This is a genomic window from Streptomyces sp. NA04227 (assembly GCF_013364195.1).
In the GTDB taxonomy this organism is placed as follows: Bacteria; Actinomycetota; Actinomycetes; order Streptomycetales; family Streptomycetaceae; genus Streptomyces.
This window is the reverse complement of sequence record NZ_CP054918.1, coordinates 896,474-911,202: the sequence shown is the minus strand read 5'-3', so window position 1 is coordinate 911,202 and position 14,729 is coordinate 896,474. Positions and strand designations below refer to the sequence as shown.

General features: G+C 71.6%; 15 protein-coding genes. 11 read left to right on the top strand and 4 right to left on the bottom strand.

Annotation, left to right across the window (positions count from 1 at the left end):
• Positions 1 to 32: 32 nt before the first annotated feature.
• Positions 33 to 764 (top strand): SseB family protein, encoded by a 732-nt coding sequence (locus HUT18_RS03650; RefSeq protein WP_176097773.1) that lies wholly within the window; start codon positions 33 to 35, stop codon positions 762 to 764.
• A gap of 106 nt (positions 765 to 870) precedes the next feature.
• On the opposite strand, the gene HUT18_RS03645 is transcribed toward HUT18_RS03650, so the two are convergent.
• Entirely contained in the window at positions 871 to 1,257 is a 387-nt protein-coding gene (locus HUT18_RS03645; protein ID WP_176097772.1) for a DUF1844 domain-containing protein, read from the bottom strand.
• Positions 1,258 to 1,631: 374 nt separating this feature from the next.
• On the opposite strand from HUT18_RS03645, the gene infC reads away from it, so the two are divergent.
• From infC to HUT18_RS03600, 9 genes are all read left to right on the top strand, one after another.
• Entirely contained in the window at positions 1,632 to 2,252 is a 621-nt protein-coding gene (gene infC / locus HUT18_RS03640) for a translation initiation factor IF-3 (protein ID WP_217710552.1), read from the top strand.
• Between the two features lie 115 nt (positions 2,253 to 2,367).
• Complete coding sequence (gene rpmI, locus HUT18_RS03635) at positions 2,368 to 2,562, top strand: 50S ribosomal protein L35 (protein ID WP_176097770.1); 195 nt, start codon at positions 2,368 to 2,370, stop codon at positions 2,560 to 2,562.
• 99 nt (positions 2,563 to 2,661) lie between these two features.
• The gene (gene rplT, locus HUT18_RS03630; RefSeq protein ID WP_176097768.1) at positions 2,662 to 3,045 is read left to right on the top strand and encodes a 50S ribosomal protein L20; all 384 of its coding nucleotides are present in this window, start codon (positions 2,662 to 2,664) and stop codon (positions 3,043 to 3,045) included.
• Positions 3,046 to 3,220: 175 nt separating this feature from the next.
• Complete coding sequence (locus HUT18_RS03625) at positions 3,221 to 4,042, top strand: RNA methyltransferase (RefSeq protein ID WP_176097766.1); 822 nt, start codon at positions 3,221 to 3,223, stop codon at positions 4,040 to 4,042.
• Positions 4,043 to 4,170: 128 nt separating this feature from the next.
• Positions 4,171 to 5,388: an ATP-binding protein gene (locus HUT18_RS03620; RefSeq protein WP_176097764.1), complete on the top strand. Its 1,218-nt coding sequence runs from the start codon at positions 4,171 to 4,173 to the stop codon at positions 5,386 to 5,388.
• 145 nt (positions 5,389 to 5,533) lie between these two features.
• Positions 5,534 to 6,673 carry a phenylalanine--tRNA ligase subunit alpha gene (gene pheS, locus HUT18_RS03615; protein WP_176097755.1) on the top strand — a complete coding sequence of 380 codons (1,140 nt, stop codon included), beginning with the start codon at positions 5,534 to 5,536 and terminating at the stop codon, positions 6,671 to 6,673.
• Positions 6,673 to 9,201 carry a phenylalanine--tRNA ligase subunit beta gene (gene pheT, locus HUT18_RS03610; protein ID WP_176097753.1) on the top strand — a complete coding sequence of 843 codons (2,529 nt, stop codon included), beginning with the start codon at positions 6,673 to 6,675 and terminating at the stop codon, positions 9,199 to 9,201. The genes pheS and pheT overlap by 1 nt, the downstream gene beginning before the upstream one ends.
• 506 nt (positions 9,202 to 9,707) lie before the next feature.
• Positions 9,708 to 11,048, top strand: a complete 1,341-nt coding sequence (locus HUT18_RS03605) for a transcriptional regulator (RefSeq protein ID WP_176097738.1) — start codon at positions 9,708 to 9,710, stop codon at positions 11,046 to 11,048.
• A gap of 49 nt (positions 11,049 to 11,097) precedes the next feature.
• Complete coding sequence (locus tag HUT18_RS03600) at positions 11,098 to 11,628, top strand: NUDIX hydrolase (RefSeq protein ID WP_176097736.1); 531 nt, start codon at positions 11,098 to 11,100, stop codon at positions 11,626 to 11,628.
• A gap of 43 nt (positions 11,629 to 11,671) precedes the next feature.
• Here HUT18_RS03600 and HUT18_RS03595 read toward each other — a convergent pair whose 3' ends face one another.
• Together HUT18_RS03595 and HUT18_RS03590 are read right to left on the bottom strand one after the other, a co-directional pair.
• A complete protein-coding gene (locus HUT18_RS03595; RefSeq protein ID WP_176097734.1) occupies positions 11,672 to 11,929 on the bottom strand; it encodes a hypothetical protein in 258 nt (85 codons plus the stop codon).
• A 200-nt stretch (positions 11,930 to 12,129) separates the two neighbouring features.
• Positions 12,130 to 12,990, bottom strand: a complete 861-nt coding sequence (locus HUT18_RS03590) for a 3-hydroxybutyryl-CoA dehydrogenase (RefSeq protein ID WP_176097732.1) — start codon at positions 12,988 to 12,990, stop codon at positions 12,130 to 12,132.
• A gap of 162 nt (positions 12,991 to 13,152) precedes the next feature.
• On the opposite strand from HUT18_RS03590, the gene HUT18_RS03585 reads away from it, so the two are divergent.
• Entirely contained in the window at positions 13,153 to 14,382 is a 1,230-nt protein-coding gene (locus HUT18_RS03585; RefSeq protein ID WP_176097730.1) for a glycoside hydrolase family 10 protein, read from the top strand.
• 121 nt (positions 14,383 to 14,503) lie between these two features.
• On the opposite strand, the gene HUT18_RS03580 is transcribed toward HUT18_RS03585, so the two are convergent.
• Positions 14,504 to 14,710, bottom strand: coding sequence for a DUF1918 domain-containing protein (locus tag HUT18_RS03580; protein ID WP_176097728.1), 207 nt, complete (start codon positions 14,708 to 14,710; stop codon positions 14,504 to 14,506).
• Positions 14,711 to 14,729 lie beyond the last annotated feature (19 nt).

The window sequence follows — 14,729 nt, the reverse complement described above, 5'->3', positions numbered from 1 at the left end:
CCGCCCTCCGGCGCCGGATAGGGTCGACGACCGTGGCGAACAAGAACATCCCCGACTCGGCCTTCCAAGACGACGACGGCTCGGCCGACCCCCGGCTCACCGCCGCACTCGCGGCCTGGGCGGCGGACACGGCCGCCGAACCCCAGGTGCTCGCGGCCCTGAAGGACGCGCGTCTGCTCGTACCGGTCGTCGCGGTGCTGGGTGAGGTGGAGACGGATGAGAACGGCATGCGTCACGAGAAGACCAGCGATATGGCGGTGCCCACGCTGAAGGCGGGCACGCGCAAGGCGCTGCCCGCCTTCACCTCCACCGAGTCGCTGGCGCGCTGGGACCCGGCGGCGCGACCGGTGGCCGTCCCGCTGCACCAGGCACTGCAGGCCGCCGCCCACGAGAAGGCGGACACCCTGCTCCTCGACGTCGCGGGCCCCGTCGTCTATCCGCTCACCGGCCCGGCGCTGCTGGCCCTCGCCGAGGGCCGCACCAGCGCCGATCCGCTGGCCGACCCGGCCGTCATCACGGCGGTACGGGAGGCGGTCGCGGCCGAACCCTGCGTCGAGCGCGCCCACTTGGGCCCCGGCTCCGGCGACGGGACCCTCGCCCTGGTCCTGGACCCGGGCACCGACCCGGCACCGGCCGCCCGGCGCATCGCCGAACGGCTCGCCGCCGACGAGACCCTGCGCGCCCGGCTGGTACGCGGCCTCGACCTCGCCCTGCTGCCCGCCGACGCCACTCCGGGCGGCAAGCCGCTCTACGTACGGGCCTGAGACAAGCCGCTCTACGTACGGGCGTGAGATGACCGGTGGGCCCGCCTGCGACCCTGATCAGGTCGAAGACGGGCCCATCGGTTGGGCGTTCGGAAGTCCGCCCGGCTCAGCGGCCGAAGACCGCCCCGGTGTACTTCTCGCCGGGACCCTGGCCGGGCTCGTCCGGCACCGTGGACGCTTCGCGGAACGCGAGCTGCAGCGACTTCAGGCCGTCGCGCAGGGGCGCGGCGTGGAAGGAGCTGATCTCCGTGGTGCCGGCGTCCAGCAGGCCCGCCAGGGCGTGGATCAGCTTGCGCGCCTCGTCCAGGTCCTTGTGGGTCTCGCCGCCCTCGGCGAGACCGAGGTTGACCGCGGCGGCACTCATCAGGTGCACTGCCACCGTCGTGATCACCTCGACCGCGGGAACATCCGCGATGTCACGGGTCATGGTGTCGAAATCGGCGCCGGGCGCACTGTCTCCGGCGGCCGGGCTGTCCTGGCTGGGGTCGCTCATGACGGACACGATAGGCCCCGCCCACGGGTGCCCGGTCCACAGGGCCCCGCGCAGCGGTTCGCCCCACCTGCCGGGAACTGCTAATCTGGTGTGACGACCGGCCGGACGCCTGTGTGCCCGGCCCGCAAGTGGAGGCTCCGAACTCCCACCCGGTCGCCCTTCGGGCGACGGGTCACCGGTCAGACGGACGCCGTCCCCCGAGACGGATTCCGTTCGATGCCCCGCGTTCAGCGCGGCGGTGTTCCGGTAGTGCAGGAGCCCCGCCCGTGACCCTCCGGGGCATTTTCGCGTTCCGGCACCGGCCAGGTCGACAGAAGAAGAGACGTTGCGCGGCTGTCCGCCAGACCGCCGCGCGGTGCTACCGAGGAGGATCCATCAGCGCCGAGCCCCGCATCAACGACCGGATTCGCGTTCCCGAGGTGCGACTTGTCGGTCCCAGCGGCGAGCAGGTCGGGATTGTCCCGCTTGCCAAGGCCCTGGAGCTTGCGCAGGAGTACGACCTGGACCTGGTCGAGGTCGCGGCGAACGCCCGCCCGCCGGTCTGCAAGCTCATGGACTACGGGAAGTTCAAGTACGAGTCGGCCATGAAGGCCCGTGAGGCGCGCAAGAACCAGGCGCACACGGTCATCAAGGAGATGAAGCTCCGGCCGAAGATCGACCCGCACGACTACGACACCAAAAAGGGTCACGTCGTCCGGTTCCTCAAGCAGGGGGACAAGGTCAAGATCACGATCATGTTCCGTGGTCGCGAGCAGTCCCGTCCGGAGCTCGGCTACCGGCTGCTGCAGCGGCTCGCGGAGGATGTCCAGGACCTCGGATTCGTGGAGTCGAACCCGAAGCAGGACGGCCGCAACATGATCATGGTCCTCGGTCCGCACAAGAAGAAGACCGAGGCCATGGCCGAGGCCCGGGAAGCCCAGGCGGCCCGCAAGGCGGAGCGTCAGGGTCAGACCCGAGCGGCGGACCAGTCCGCCGAGGAGCCCGCCGAGGCCTGATCCGGAGCCACCGCTCCGGATGACACCGATACAACTGACGCTCCCGTGCGCCGGTCGGTCGACACAGTCGACAGTGACCGGCAGGGGGCGCCACTGACGAGGAGATAACGGCGCTATGCCGAAGAACAAGACGCACAGCGGTTCCAAGAAGCGCTTCAAGGTCACCGGCTCCGGCAAGGTGCTTCGTGAGCGCGCCGGCAAGCGCCACCTGCTCGAGCACAAGTCGTCCCGTCTGACGCGTCGCCTCAGTGGCAACGCCGAGATGGCCCCGGGCGACGCCGCGAAGATCAAGAAGCTTCTCGGCAAGTGACGTCGGGGCCCCGATCGCGGGGCCCGACGACTGGACCGGGACCTATTCGAAACCGGGCCGCGTGAGGACAACCGCGGCCCCGCTACAAGGAGTCAACAAGTGGCACGCGTCAAGCGGGCAGTGAACGCCCACAAGAAGCGCCGGGCAATCCTCGAGCAGGCCAGCGGCTACCGCGGTCAGCGTTCGCGCCTGTACCGCAAGGCGAAGGAGCAGGTCACCCACTCCCTCGTCTACAACTACAACGACCGCAAGAAGCGCAAGGGCGACTTCCGTCAGCTGTGGATCCAGCGCATCAACGCCGCTGCCCGCGCCAACGGCATGACGTACAACCGCTTCATCCAGGGTCTGAAGGCCGCCAACATCGAGGTCGACCGCAAGATCCTCGCGGACCTCGCCGTCAACGACGAGAACGCCTTCGCGGCGCTCGTCGAGGTCGCGCAGAAGGCGCTGCCGAGCGACGTCAACGCGCCGAAGGCCGCCTGACGCACGGGCGTACGCCGATACTTCAGCCGGACCCGCAGGCCCTGGGCCTGCGGGTCCGCCGTGTAACGGGCCCCGCGCGGCGGCCGGAACGCACACCGCTCCCGGCACCGATTCCGCGACGACACCCCTCCCGAAACCGTCACCGCTCCCGACACGAAGGCAGACCGGACCCTTGATGGCAGCAGTCCCCGAGCTGACGTCCCTGCGCTCCCCGCGCGTGGTGGCGGCCCGCCGCCTGGCCAAGCGCAGCTTCCGCGGCAAGGAGCGCCGCTTCCTGGCCGAGGGGCCGCAGGCGGTACGGGAGGCGCTCGCCCATCTCATCGAGGTGTACGTCACGGCCGACGCCGCCGAGCGGCACGCCGACATCCTCGCGGCCTGCCGGGACGCGAGGGTCCCCGTCCTGACGGCCAGTGACGAGGTCGTCGCCGAGATGTCCGACACGGTCACCCCGCAGGGCATCGTCGGCCTGTGCCGTTTCCTCGACACGGACTTCGCCGAGATCCTGCGCGCGCGGCCGAAACTCGTCGCCGTTCTCGCGCATGTACGGGACCCCGGCAACGCGGGCACCGTGCTGCGCTGCGCCGACGCCGCGGGCGCCGAGGCCGTGATCCTTACCGACGCCTCCGTGGACCTGTACAACCCCAAGTGCGTGCGCGCCTCGGTCGGTTCGCTGTTCCATCTGCCGGTCGCGGTGGGCGTACCGGTCCGGCAGGCCGTCGAGGAGCTGCGGGAAAGCGGCGTACGCGTACTGGCCGCCGACGGCGCAGGGCAGGACGACCTGGACAGCGAACTGGACCGCGGTTCCATGGGCGGGCCCACCGCCTGGGTCTTCGGCAACGAGGCCTGGGGGCTGCCCGAGGAGACCCGGGCACTGGCCGACGCCGTCGTCCGGGTGCCCATCCACGGCCGGGCCGAGAGTCTGAATCTGGCCACCGCGGCGGCCGTCTGTCTGTACGCCTCGGCCCGTGCACAGCGCGCACCCGGCGGATGCCGCTGAGCAACCGGGATTGGGTAAGGTGACCCGCCCGAGGACCATCAGGAACCGACGGGTATCACCAACACCGATCACCGGGGCCGGTCGGAACCGAACAGCAGCACCACGAGGCGGAAGGGCGGGGAACGGGGATGAGTGTCGCCGCCGACGGCCTGCCCGCGCGCCCCGGCGTCGATGGTCCGGCCCCCGGCACGCTCCCCGAGAGCCCGGGCCTTCCCGGCGGCCTGGATCCCGACGAGCTCCCCGACGGTCTGGTCATCGCCGACGAGGCGGGCACCGTCGTCTGCTTCAACGCCGCCGCCGCCCGTATCACCAAGATCCCGGCCGAGCGGGCGCTGGGCCTGCCGCTGGAGTCCGTGCTGCCGCTGGAGGACCTGGAGGGGCGGCGCTGGTGGCGGCTGACCGATCCGTACGGCGGCCTCGCCACGCGCGTCGCGCAGCCCGAGCGCAATCTGCTGCTGCCCGGCGGGCGTGAGGTCCTGGTCTCCGCGCGCTACGTGCGCACCCGGCCCACCGGCCCCGTATGCCGTCTGGTGGTGGCGCTGCGGGACACCGAGGCGCGGCGCCGTACCGAACGCAGCCACGCCGAACTCATCGCCACCGTCGCGCACGAACTGCGCTCGCCGCTGACCTCGGTGAAGGGTTTCACGGCCACCCTGCTCGCCAAGTGGGAACGCTTCACCGACGACCAGAAGCGGCTGATGCTGGAGACGGTCGACGCGGACGCCAACCGCGTCACCCGGCTGATCGCCGAACTCCTGGACATCTCCCGCATCGACTCCGGACGTCTGGAGGTGCGCCGCCAGCCCGTCGACATCGGCGCGGCCGTCGGGCGGCACATCCAGGCGCACGTCGCCGCCGGACAGCCCGCGCACCGCTTCCTCGTACGAGTGGAACAGCCGTTGCCCGCCCTGTGGGCCGATCCCGACAAGATCGACCAGGTGCTGAGCAACCTGCTGGAAAACGCGGTGCGGCACGGCGAGGGAACCGTCACCATCGACGTGGCACCCGCGCGGCTGAAGAGCTCGGCGAAGACGGCGCAGACCCCGAATCCGCCGAATCCGCCGAACGCACAGCCCGGACGCGGGGCCGCAGCGGCCGCGGGCGAGACGGAAGGGACGGCGGTCACCGTGAGCGACGAGGGCCCCGGTATCCCCGAGGAGTCGATGAACCGCGTCTTCACCCGGTTCTGGCGGGGCAGCAAGCGCGGCGGGACCGGCCTCGGCCTCTACATCGTCAAGGGAATCGTCGAGGCCCACGGCGGCACCATCACCGTCGGCAGGGCACCGGGCGGCGGCGCCCGGTTCCGATTTACCCTGCCCGTGGCGGCCCCGGCTTATCTCAGCTGAGGACCCACGGGCGCGAACCCCGCACCTCGTCCCCGATAGACTCGGCCTTTGGCACCTTTGCGTCTGCCCAGCGCGACGTTTTGGCGTTCCTCGACCGACTCGGGCACGGGGACCCACCGCCAGCCAACCGGAAGCACGGGAAGAGATGTCGGCACCGAACAAGTCGTACGACCCTGTCGAGGTCGAGGCACTGAAACCGGAGAACATCGAGCGCATGCGGGACGAGGCGCTCGCCGCCTTCGCCGCCGCCGGTGACCTCGACCAGCTCCACGAGAAGAAGGTCGCCCACACGGGCGGCACCTCGCCGCTGGCCCTCGCCAACCGCGAGATCGGCGCACTGCCGCCGCAGGCCAAGGCCGAGGCGGGCAAGCGCGTGGGCCAGGCCCGCGGCGCCGTCTCCAAGGCGCTCGCCGCCAGGCAGGCCGAACTCGAGGAGGAGCGCGACGCCCGCGTACTCGTCGAGGAGGCCGTGGACGTCACCCTGCCGCACGACCGCGAACCGGCGGGTGCGCGGCATCCGCTGACCACGTTCATGGAGCGGGTCGCGGACGTCTTCGTGGCCATGGGCTACGAGGTCGCGGAGGGGCCCGAGGCCGAGGCCGAGTGGTTCAACTTCGACGCGCTCAACTTCCTGCCCGACCACCCGGCCCGGCAGATGCAGGACACCTTCTTCGTGCAGGGCACCCGCCCGGACGGAAAGCCCACCGAGGGCGACGAGTCCGGTGTCGTGCTGCGTACCCACACCTCGCCGGTGCAGATCCGTGCCCTGCTCGAGCACGAGGTGCCGGTCTACGTGGTCTGCCCGGGCCGCGTCTACCGCACCGACGAACTCGACGCCACGCACTCCCCGGTCTTCCACCAGATCGAGCTGCTCGCCGTCGACGAGGGTCTGACCATGGCCGACCTGAAGGGCACCCTGGACCACATGGTCCAGTCGCTCTTCGGCCCGGACATGAAGACCCGGCTGCGGCCCAACTACTTCCCCTTCACCGAGCCGTCCGCCGAGATGGACATGCTCTGCTACGTGTGCCGGGGCGCCTCGGTCGGCAATCCGGACCGGCCCTGCCGTACCTGTTCCAGCGAGGGCTGGATCGAGCTCGGCGGCTGCGGCATGGTCAATCCGCGCGTGCTGATCGCCTGCGGTGTGGACCCGGAGAAGTACAGCGGCTTCGCGTTCGGCTTCGGCATCGAGCGGATGCTGATGTTCCGCCACAACGTCGAAGACATGCGTGACATGTTCGAGGGCGACGTCCGGTTCACCCGGCCGTTCGGGATGGAGATCTGATGCGGGTCCCGCTTTCTTGGCTGCGGGAGTACGTCGACCTGCCGGCCACGGTGTCCGGCCGTGACGTACAGGCCAAGCTCATTTCGGCCGGGCTCGAGGTGGAGACCGTCGAGCAGCTCGGTGCCGGGCTCAAGGGCCCCCTGGTGGTCGGCAAGGTGCTGACCATCGAGGAGCTGACGGAGTTCAAGAAGCCGATCCGCTTCTGCACCGTCGACGTCGGCGACTCCAACAAGACCGGCGAGCCGCAGGAAATCGTCTGCGGCGCCCGCAACTTCGCCGTCGGCGACAAGGTAGTGGTCGTGCTCCCCGGCGCCGTCCTGCCCGGCGGTTTCGCGATCGCCGAGCGCAAGACCTACGGCAAGGTCTCGCGCGGCATGATCTGCTCCGGCGACGAACTCGGCATGGGCGACGACAGTTCGGGCGGCATCATCGTGCTGCCGCCCGAGTACGAGCCCGGCACCGACGCGATCGAACTCCTCGAACTCCTCGACGAGGTCCTGGACATCGCCGTCACGCCCGACCGCGGCTACTGCCTCTCGCTGCGCGGCGTCGCCCGCGAGACCGCCACCGCCTTCGGGCTGCCGCTGCGCGACCCGGCGCTGCTCGACGTCCCCGCGCCGAACTCCTACGGCTACGCGGTGCAGATCGACGACCCGCAGGGCTGCGACCGCTTCACGGCGCGTACCGTCACCGGCCTCGACCCCGAGGCCCGCTCCCCGATCTGGCTGCAGCGCAGGCTGCAGAAGGCGGGCATGCGCAGCGTCTCGCTCGCCGTCGACATCACCAACTACGTGATGCTGGAGCTCGGTCAGCCGCTGCACGCCTACGACCGCGCGCGGATCGAGGGCACCATCGGCGTACGCCGTGCGCGCCAGGGCGAGAAGTTCACCACCCTGGACGGGGTGGACCGGGTGCTGGACGCCGGGGATCTGGTGATCACCGACGACCGCGGCCCGATCGGTCTCGCCGGCGTGATGGGCGGTGCCAACACCGAGATCGCCGACGCCACCGCGGACCCGGAGACGGGCCGGGTGCACGGCACCACCGAGGTGGTCATCGAGGCGGCGCACTTCGACGCGCTGTCCATCGCCCGTACCGCCCGGCGCCACAAGCTCGGCTCCGAGGCCTCCCGCCGCTTCGAGCGCGGCGTCGACCCGCAGGCCGCGGCCGCCGCCGCACAGCGCACCGTGGACCTCCTGGTCCTGCTCGCGGGCGGCACCGCCGAGGCGGGCGTCACCGAGGTCACCGCGTTGGTCGCACCGCGCACCGTCACCATCCCGGCCGACCACCCGGACAAGGTCGCGGGCGTGGCGTACGGCTGGGAGACCGTGGTCCGTCGTCTCCAGGAGATCGGCTGCGACGTCAGCGGGCAGGACGAGCTGACCGTCACGGTGCCGTCGTGGCGTCCCGACCTCACCGACCCCAACGACCTGGCCGAAGAGGTCATCCGCCTGGAGGGCTACGAGAACCTGCCCTCCACGCTGCCCAAGCCCCCCGCGGGCCGCGGCCTGACCTCGCGCCAGCGGCTGCACCGCAGGGTCGGCCGGGCGCTCGCGGGCGCCGGATACGTCGAGACGCTCAGCTACCCGTTCCTCGGCGAGGGCGCGCTGGACCAGCTCGGCCTGGCCGCCGACGACCCGGCCCGCCGTATGGTCCGGCTGGTCAATCCGCTCTCCGACGAGGAGCCCGCGCTGCGCACCACGCTGCTGCCCGGACTGCTCGGCGCGCTGCGGCGCAACGAAGGGCGCGGCAACCACGACGTGGCGCTGTTCGAGTCGGGTCTGGTCTTCAGGCCCCGCGAGAACCAGGCCCAGCCGGTGCGGCTGCCCGTCGACCGGCGCCCGACCGAGGCGGAGATCGCCTCGCTCGAAGCCACCCTGCCCGAGCAGCCCCGGCACCTGGCCGTGGTCCTCGCGGGCGCCCGTGAGCAGTCCGGCTGGTGGGGCAAGGGCCGCCCGGCCGACTGGGCCGACGCCGTGGAGTCCGCGCGCGTCGTCGCCCGTGAGGCCGGTGCCGAACTCCTCGTCCGGCAGGGCGGTTACGGGCCCTGGCACCCGGGTCGCTGCGCCGAACTCGCGGTCGTCGTCGACGGCACCGAGGAGATCATCGGCTACGCGGGCGAGCTGCACCCGCGCGTGGTGAAGGCCCTCGGCCTGCCCGCGCGTGCCTGCGCGATGGAGCTCGACCTGGACCGTCTGGAGGCCGCGGGCGATCCCGTGGTGCCCGGTCCGCGGATCTCCTCCTTCCCGGTGGCCACCCAGGACGTCGCCCTCGTGGTGGACTCCTCGGTGCCCGCCGCGGACGTGGAACGCGTACTGCGCGAGGGCGCGGGCGAACTCCTGGAGTCGCTGCGGCTGTTCGACGTCTACACCGGCGACCAGATCGGTGAGGGCAAGAAGTCCCTGGCGTACGCGCTGCGCTTCCGCGCGGCCGACCGCACGCTCACCGTGGAGGAGGCCTCCACCGCACGCGAGGCGGCCATCGCTTTGGCGAGCGAGCGCACCGGGGCGGTGCTGCGCGGCGCCTGAGCACGGGCGAGGGCAGCGAGGAACGAACAGGGCCCGAACCGCGGGCCGTGACAAGGGGCGTGTCCACCGGGCACGCCCCTTGCGCATGTCCGGCCTGGGGGTCCGGTGGGCCTGTCCGGAGAGCGTGTCCGGGGCGGGAAGCGCCGCGTTGCGTGCCCGGAAGGGAGAGGCGCCGCCCGCCCTGCCGGGTGTTCCGGGCGGGCGGTGGGCGGGCGGCGCGGGGCGGCCGTCGTGCGGATGCGGGAGAGACGACGGCCCGACCGGCGTTCACGACGTCCTCACCACGGGGCGAGCAAGCACGTCATGACGGGGTGTTTTCAGTCAAGCGGCGTGAAACCGTAGGCGACAGGGCACGCTCGCATCGGAAGCGGGCACTGTGTTCACACCCCGTGTGAAGGGCCGGATCCGGTCGCTCGGCACGGGGGATCCGGCACAACTCGTCCGTGCCCGGGGCAACTTGCGGCCCACTCGTCTACGCTTTCCGCTCTGAGCCACCGGAGGGCACCATGCAGCCCAACACCCTGCTCGACGCGATACTCGACGAGGCCGGTATCTCCCACTCGGGACTGGCCGCGCACGTGAACCAGGCCGGACGCGCCCGTGGCCTGAGCCTGCGCTACGAACACACGGCCGTGGCCCGCTGGCTCAAGGGACAGCGCCCACGCGGCCAGGTCCCCGACCTGATCTGCGAGGTGCTCGCCGCCCGCCTGCGCCGCCCGGTCACCCTGGACGACATCGGCCTCGGCGTACCCGGCGAGCCCACCTCCGCCCACGCCGCCTCGCTCTCCGGATTCGTGGAACGGGCAACCGCCCTGTGGCGCAGCGACGAACAGCAGCGCCCGCACCTGCTCGGCGCCCCCGCGGTGACCGGCACGCCCGCGGTGATGCCGGTGTGGGAGTGGGAGAACCCCCCGGAGGACATCGACGTCTCGCGCGGCGGTGCCCGGCGGGTGCGCAGCGCGGACCTGGACATGCTGCGGGCCGCCCGTACGCACTACGAGCACATGTACCGCAAGGCGGGCGGCATCGCGACGCGTGCGCGGATCGTCGGTTTCCTGAACGCCGAGGCCGGGGTGCTGCTGCGCGGCAGCTACAACGACGCCACCGGCCGCCGTCTGCACCGGGCCACCTCCGCCCTGGTGGCGATAGCGGGAATCTGCGCCTACGACTCCGACGCGCACGGCCTGGCCCAGCGCTACTTCAACCAGGCGCTGCGCCTGGCGAAGGCCAGCGGTGACCGGGGACTGGGCGCGTATGTGATCGCCCTGCTCGTCAACCAGTCGCTGTTCATGGGGGAGTTCCGGCAGTCGGTGGCCTTCGCGGAGGCGGCGCTGCGGGCGGCGGGCCGCGACATCACCCCGGCCCTGGCCTGCGACCTGTACGCGATGCAGGCCAAGGCGTACGCCCGGCTCGGCGACACCGCCGGGGCCTACGCCTGCATCCGCCGTGCCGAGGCCGCGGCCGGGCGCATCCACCGCGGCCAGGAGCCCGACGAGACGGAGTACGTGCAGCCGGGCCTGGTGAACGTACAGGTGGCGGAGGCGCTGCTCGGACTCGGAGAGCTGGGGCCCGCGCGGGAGAACGCGCTCGCGGCGGTGGCCGCCGAGGCGCACGACCGGGGCCGGGTGCACCGCCTCGCCATGCTCAGCCAGGTCGAACTCTCCCTCGGCGAGGCGGACTTGGCCGCCGACACCGCGACCAGGATGGCCGAGCAGGCGCGCGGCATGGAGTCGCACCGGTTGCGGGACCGGCTGCGCAGCGTCCGTGACTCCCTGCTGGACAGCGGCTATTCGGGGACCGGTCGGGCGGCAGAGGTGATCGATGGGGCCATGCGCGTCCCCTTGTGAGCCCCGGCCTGCTGCCATGGAGCCACCTACTTCCCGGAGGTGGCACATCGTGCAATGGGCCAAGCAGAGCGAACAGACCGTGTACGGCAACCCCTGGTTCCAGGTCAACCTCGCGGACGTCGAACTCCCCGACGGGCGGCACCTGGACCACTTCCTCATACGCATGCGGCCGGTCGCCGTGGCGACCGTCGTCAACGCGGCCAACGAGGTACTGCTCCTGTGGCGGCACCGCTTCATCACCGACAGCTGGGGCTGGGAACTGGCCGCGGGCGTGGTCGAGGACGGCGAGGACGTGGCGGCCGCGGCGGCCAGGGAGCTCCACGAGGAGACCGGCTGGCGCCCCGGACCGCTGCGGCACCTGATGAGCGTCGAACCGTCCAACGGCATCACCGACGCCGTGCACCACGTGTACTGGACCGACGAGGCCTGGTGCACGGGCGAGCCGGAGGACGCCTTCGAGTCCTCACGGCGTGAGTGGGTCCCGCTGAAACTCGTCCCCGACCTGATCGCCCGCGGCGAGGTCCCGGCCGCCAACATGGCGGCGGCGCTCCTGCTGCTGCACCATCTCAGGCTGGGCTAGCGGGACTTGGGGGCGTCCCGGCCGCCCGGCCCGTCGGGTGCGTTCAACGTCCGAACGCCTGCCATACGGCCAGGACCAGGGCGCCCGCCGCCGTCAGCGCCGTCACCGCGGGCAGTGGCCAGCGGGAGTGTTCGACAACGGTGACGCGCGCGGCCAGCTCGTCCTGCTCCTTGGCGGCCTGTTCGGCGCGCTGGGCGAGCAGGGCGAGCCGGCCCTCCACCTGGGCGAGCCCCACGTCCAGGCTGCGTCGTAACTCTGCGAGTTCGTCCTGCCCGAGGGGACGCTCGTGTTCGGGGGTCACGTACTTGCCTCCAGTTCGTTCGACACGTCTCGCTTCCGCGTGCGAAGACGAGTCAACTCCCCTGGTGGGCGAGGCGGGAGAGTGTGGGCGGGGCATATGCGGTCTCGCTCCGCACACACCGTGTGAAACAGGCCGGGGCCGGTGCCGGATCGCGGCACGGGCCCCGGTTCGTTCACCGTGGGTGACGCTACGCGCAGGGATCAGGCGTAGACGTAGAAACCCGAGCCGGACTTGCGGCCGAGCCGCCCCGCGTCGACCATCCGCTGCAGCAGCGGGGGAGCGGCGTACAGCGGCTCCTTGTATTCCGCGTACATCGAGTCCGCGACCGAGGCCACGGTGTCCAGGCCGATCAGGTCGCTGAGCTTGAGCGGGCCCATCGGGTGGGCGCAGCCGAGCTCCATGCCGTTGTCGATGTCCTCGCGGCTGGCGATGCCGGACTCGAACATCCGGATCGCCGACAGCAGGTACGGGATGAGCAGCGCGTTGACGACGAAGCCCGAGCGGTCCTGGGCGTGGATGGCGTGCTTGCCGAGCACCTTCTCCACGACGGACTGCGCGCGGGCGATGGTGCCCTCGGAGGTCGTCAGGGCCGGGATCAGCTCCACGAGCTTCTGCACCGGTGCCGGGTTGAAGAAGTGAATGCCGATCACATGGTCCGGCCGCGAGGTGGAGACGGCCAGCCTGACCAACGGGATGGAGGAGGTGTTGGAGGCCAGGATCGCGTCCTGCCGGGTCACCACCTGGTCGAGCACCTGGAAGATCTCCGCCTTCACCTGCTCGTTCTCCACCACGGCTTCCACGACCAGGTCCCGGTCGGCGAACTCGCCGAGGTCGGTGGTGAAGCTCAGCCGTTCCTGCGTGGCCTCGAACTCCTGCTGGTCGATCTTGCCTCGCTGGGCGGCGCGGGAGAGCGAGTTGTAGAGCCGGGTACGGCCTATCTCCAGGGCCTCGCCGGTGGTCTCGGCGACCTTGACGTCCAGGCCGGCGCGGGCACAGACCTCGGCGATGCCCGCCCCCATCTGGCCGCAGCCCACCACTCCGACGCGTTCGATGTCGGTCACATGGCACCTTTCGCTGTTCCTGGGCCGGCGGCCGTCCGGGTTTCGGTGTCCGCCTCGCCCATGCACGTTACTCCGGATCTTCCGCGGAGCCAGGTCTCGGGTCGGGCATGCTGAGCGGTGAAATGCCCGAAAAGGGTAGGAATCTGATGTGAGGTCCGCCGCATGACAGGAACTACAGGCATCACACGACGGGGGTTCACCACGGCGGCCGCGCTCACGGTCGCCTCCCTGGCGACCGCGGGCGAGGCGCGCCCCGCGGCCGCGGGCAAGGGGGAGTTGCGGGGAATGTGGGTGGCGACCGTGGCCAACCGGGACTGGCCCTCGCGCCCCGGCCTCGGCGCCGCCGCCCAGCGTGACGAACTCCTCGCCCTGCTCGACACCGCGGTACGGCGCCGCCTCAACGCGGTGATCCTCCAGGTGCGGCCCTGTGCCGACGCCCTGTGGCCGTCCCCGCACGAGCCGTGGTCACAGGTGCTCACCGGCACCCAGGGCAAGGCCCCCGGCTGGGACCCGCTGGACACCGCCGTCCGCGAGGCGCACGCCCGGGGCCTGGAACTGCACGCCTGGTTCAACCCGTACCGCATCGCCCAGCACACCGACCCCGGCCGCCTCAGCCGCAGCCACCCGGCCCGCAAGCACCCCGGCTGGACGGTCCGTTACGGCGGCGGCCTCTACTACAACCCCGGCCTGCCGGAGGTCCGTTCCTTCGTACGGGAGGCCATGCTGGACGCGGTGCGCCGCTATCCACTGGACGCCGTGCACTGGGACGACTACTTCTACCCGTACCCGGTGGCGGGGCAGCGCTTCGACGACGACGCCGCCTTCCGGGCGCACGGCTCCGGCTTCGCCTCCCGCGCGGACTGGCGGCGCGACAACGTCACCCGCCTGGTGCGGGAGATGCGCGCGGGCATCGACAAGGCCCGGCCCGGCTGCCAGTTCGGCATCAGCCCGTTCGGGATCTGGCGCAACGCGGAGACCGACCGGCGCGGCTCGCGGAGCCGGGGCCTGCAGTCCTACGACGACCTGTACGCGGACACCCGCGGCTGGGTCCGCGCCAACCTCGTGGACTACGTCTGCCCGCAGCTGTACTGGCACATCGGCAACCCGGGAGCGGACTACGGGCGCCTGCTCCCGTGGTGGGCGAGCACCGTGCGGGGCACCCGCGTGCGGCTCTACACCGGCGAGGCCCTGTACAAGGCGGGCGACCCGGCCCAGCCGGACGCCTGGCAGGATCCCGCCGAACTCGGCCGTCACCTCGACCTCGCGAGCCGCAGTCCCGAGGTGCGCGGCCATGTCTGGTTCGCCGGGCGGGACGTGGTGCGCGACCGCAGCGGCGCCCTGCGGCGGATCGTCGAGGACCGCTACCGCGAGCGCGTGCGCCCGCCGCGCTGAGCGTAGAAGGCCGCGCGCGGACCGGTTGAAGTACCGGTTGAAGTACCGGGGAGCCGGGCAGCCGCGCTCCCCGGTCCGGTCCGGTCCGTCCGCGACCGGCCGCCGGTCCGTACGGCGTCCCTCAGCGGCTGCGGCGGGGATCCGTCCTCTCGTGCCGTACGACGCTGTCCGGGCCGGGCGACAGGATGGCCTCGTGCCCGTCCTCGAAGGCGATGCGGTACGGCGGATCCCCGCCCGCTCCCAGCACTTCGACGATCTCGACGACTCGGTCCTGCTGTCCCACGACCCGGCCGTGCATGACCAGCCGGTCGCCCTTGGATGCGTGCATCAGGAGTGACCTCCTTCGT

Excerpts from the sequence above, each read along its gene's own strand:
- HUT18_RS03580 (WP_176097728.1), bottom strand. The coding sequence starts at position 14,710 with ATGCACGCATCCAAGGGCGACCGGCTGGTCATGCACGGCCGGGTCGTG.
- pheS (WP_176097755.1), top strand. The coding sequence starts at position 5,534 with ATGTCGGCACCGAACAAGTCGTACGACCCTGTCGAGGTCGAGGCACTG.
- HUT18_RS03605 (WP_176097738.1), top strand. The coding sequence starts at position 9,708 with ATGCAGCCCAACACCCTGCTCGACGCGATACTCGACGAGGCCGGTATC.
- HUT18_RS03645 (WP_176097772.1), bottom strand. The coding sequence starts at position 1,257 with ATGAGCGACCCCAGCCAGGACAGCCCGGCCGCCGGAGACAGTGCGCCC.
- HUT18_RS03585 (WP_176097730.1), top strand. The coding sequence starts at position 13,153 with ATGACAGGAACTACAGGCATCACACGACGGGGGTTCACCACGGCGGCC.
- pheT (WP_176097753.1), top strand. The coding sequence starts at position 6,673 with ATGCGGGTCCCGCTTTCTTGGCTGCGGGAGTACGTCGACCTGCCGGCC.
- rpmI (WP_176097770.1), top strand. The coding sequence starts at position 2,368 with ATGCCGAAGAACAAGACGCACAGCGGTTCCAAGAAGCGCTTCAAGGTC.
- HUT18_RS03625 (WP_176097766.1), top strand. The coding sequence starts at position 3,221 with ATGGCAGCAGTCCCCGAGCTGACGTCCCTGCGCTCCCCGCGCGTGGTG.
- HUT18_RS03620 (WP_176097764.1), top strand. The coding sequence starts at position 4,171 with ATGAGTGTCGCCGCCGACGGCCTGCCCGCGCGCCCCGGCGTCGATGGT.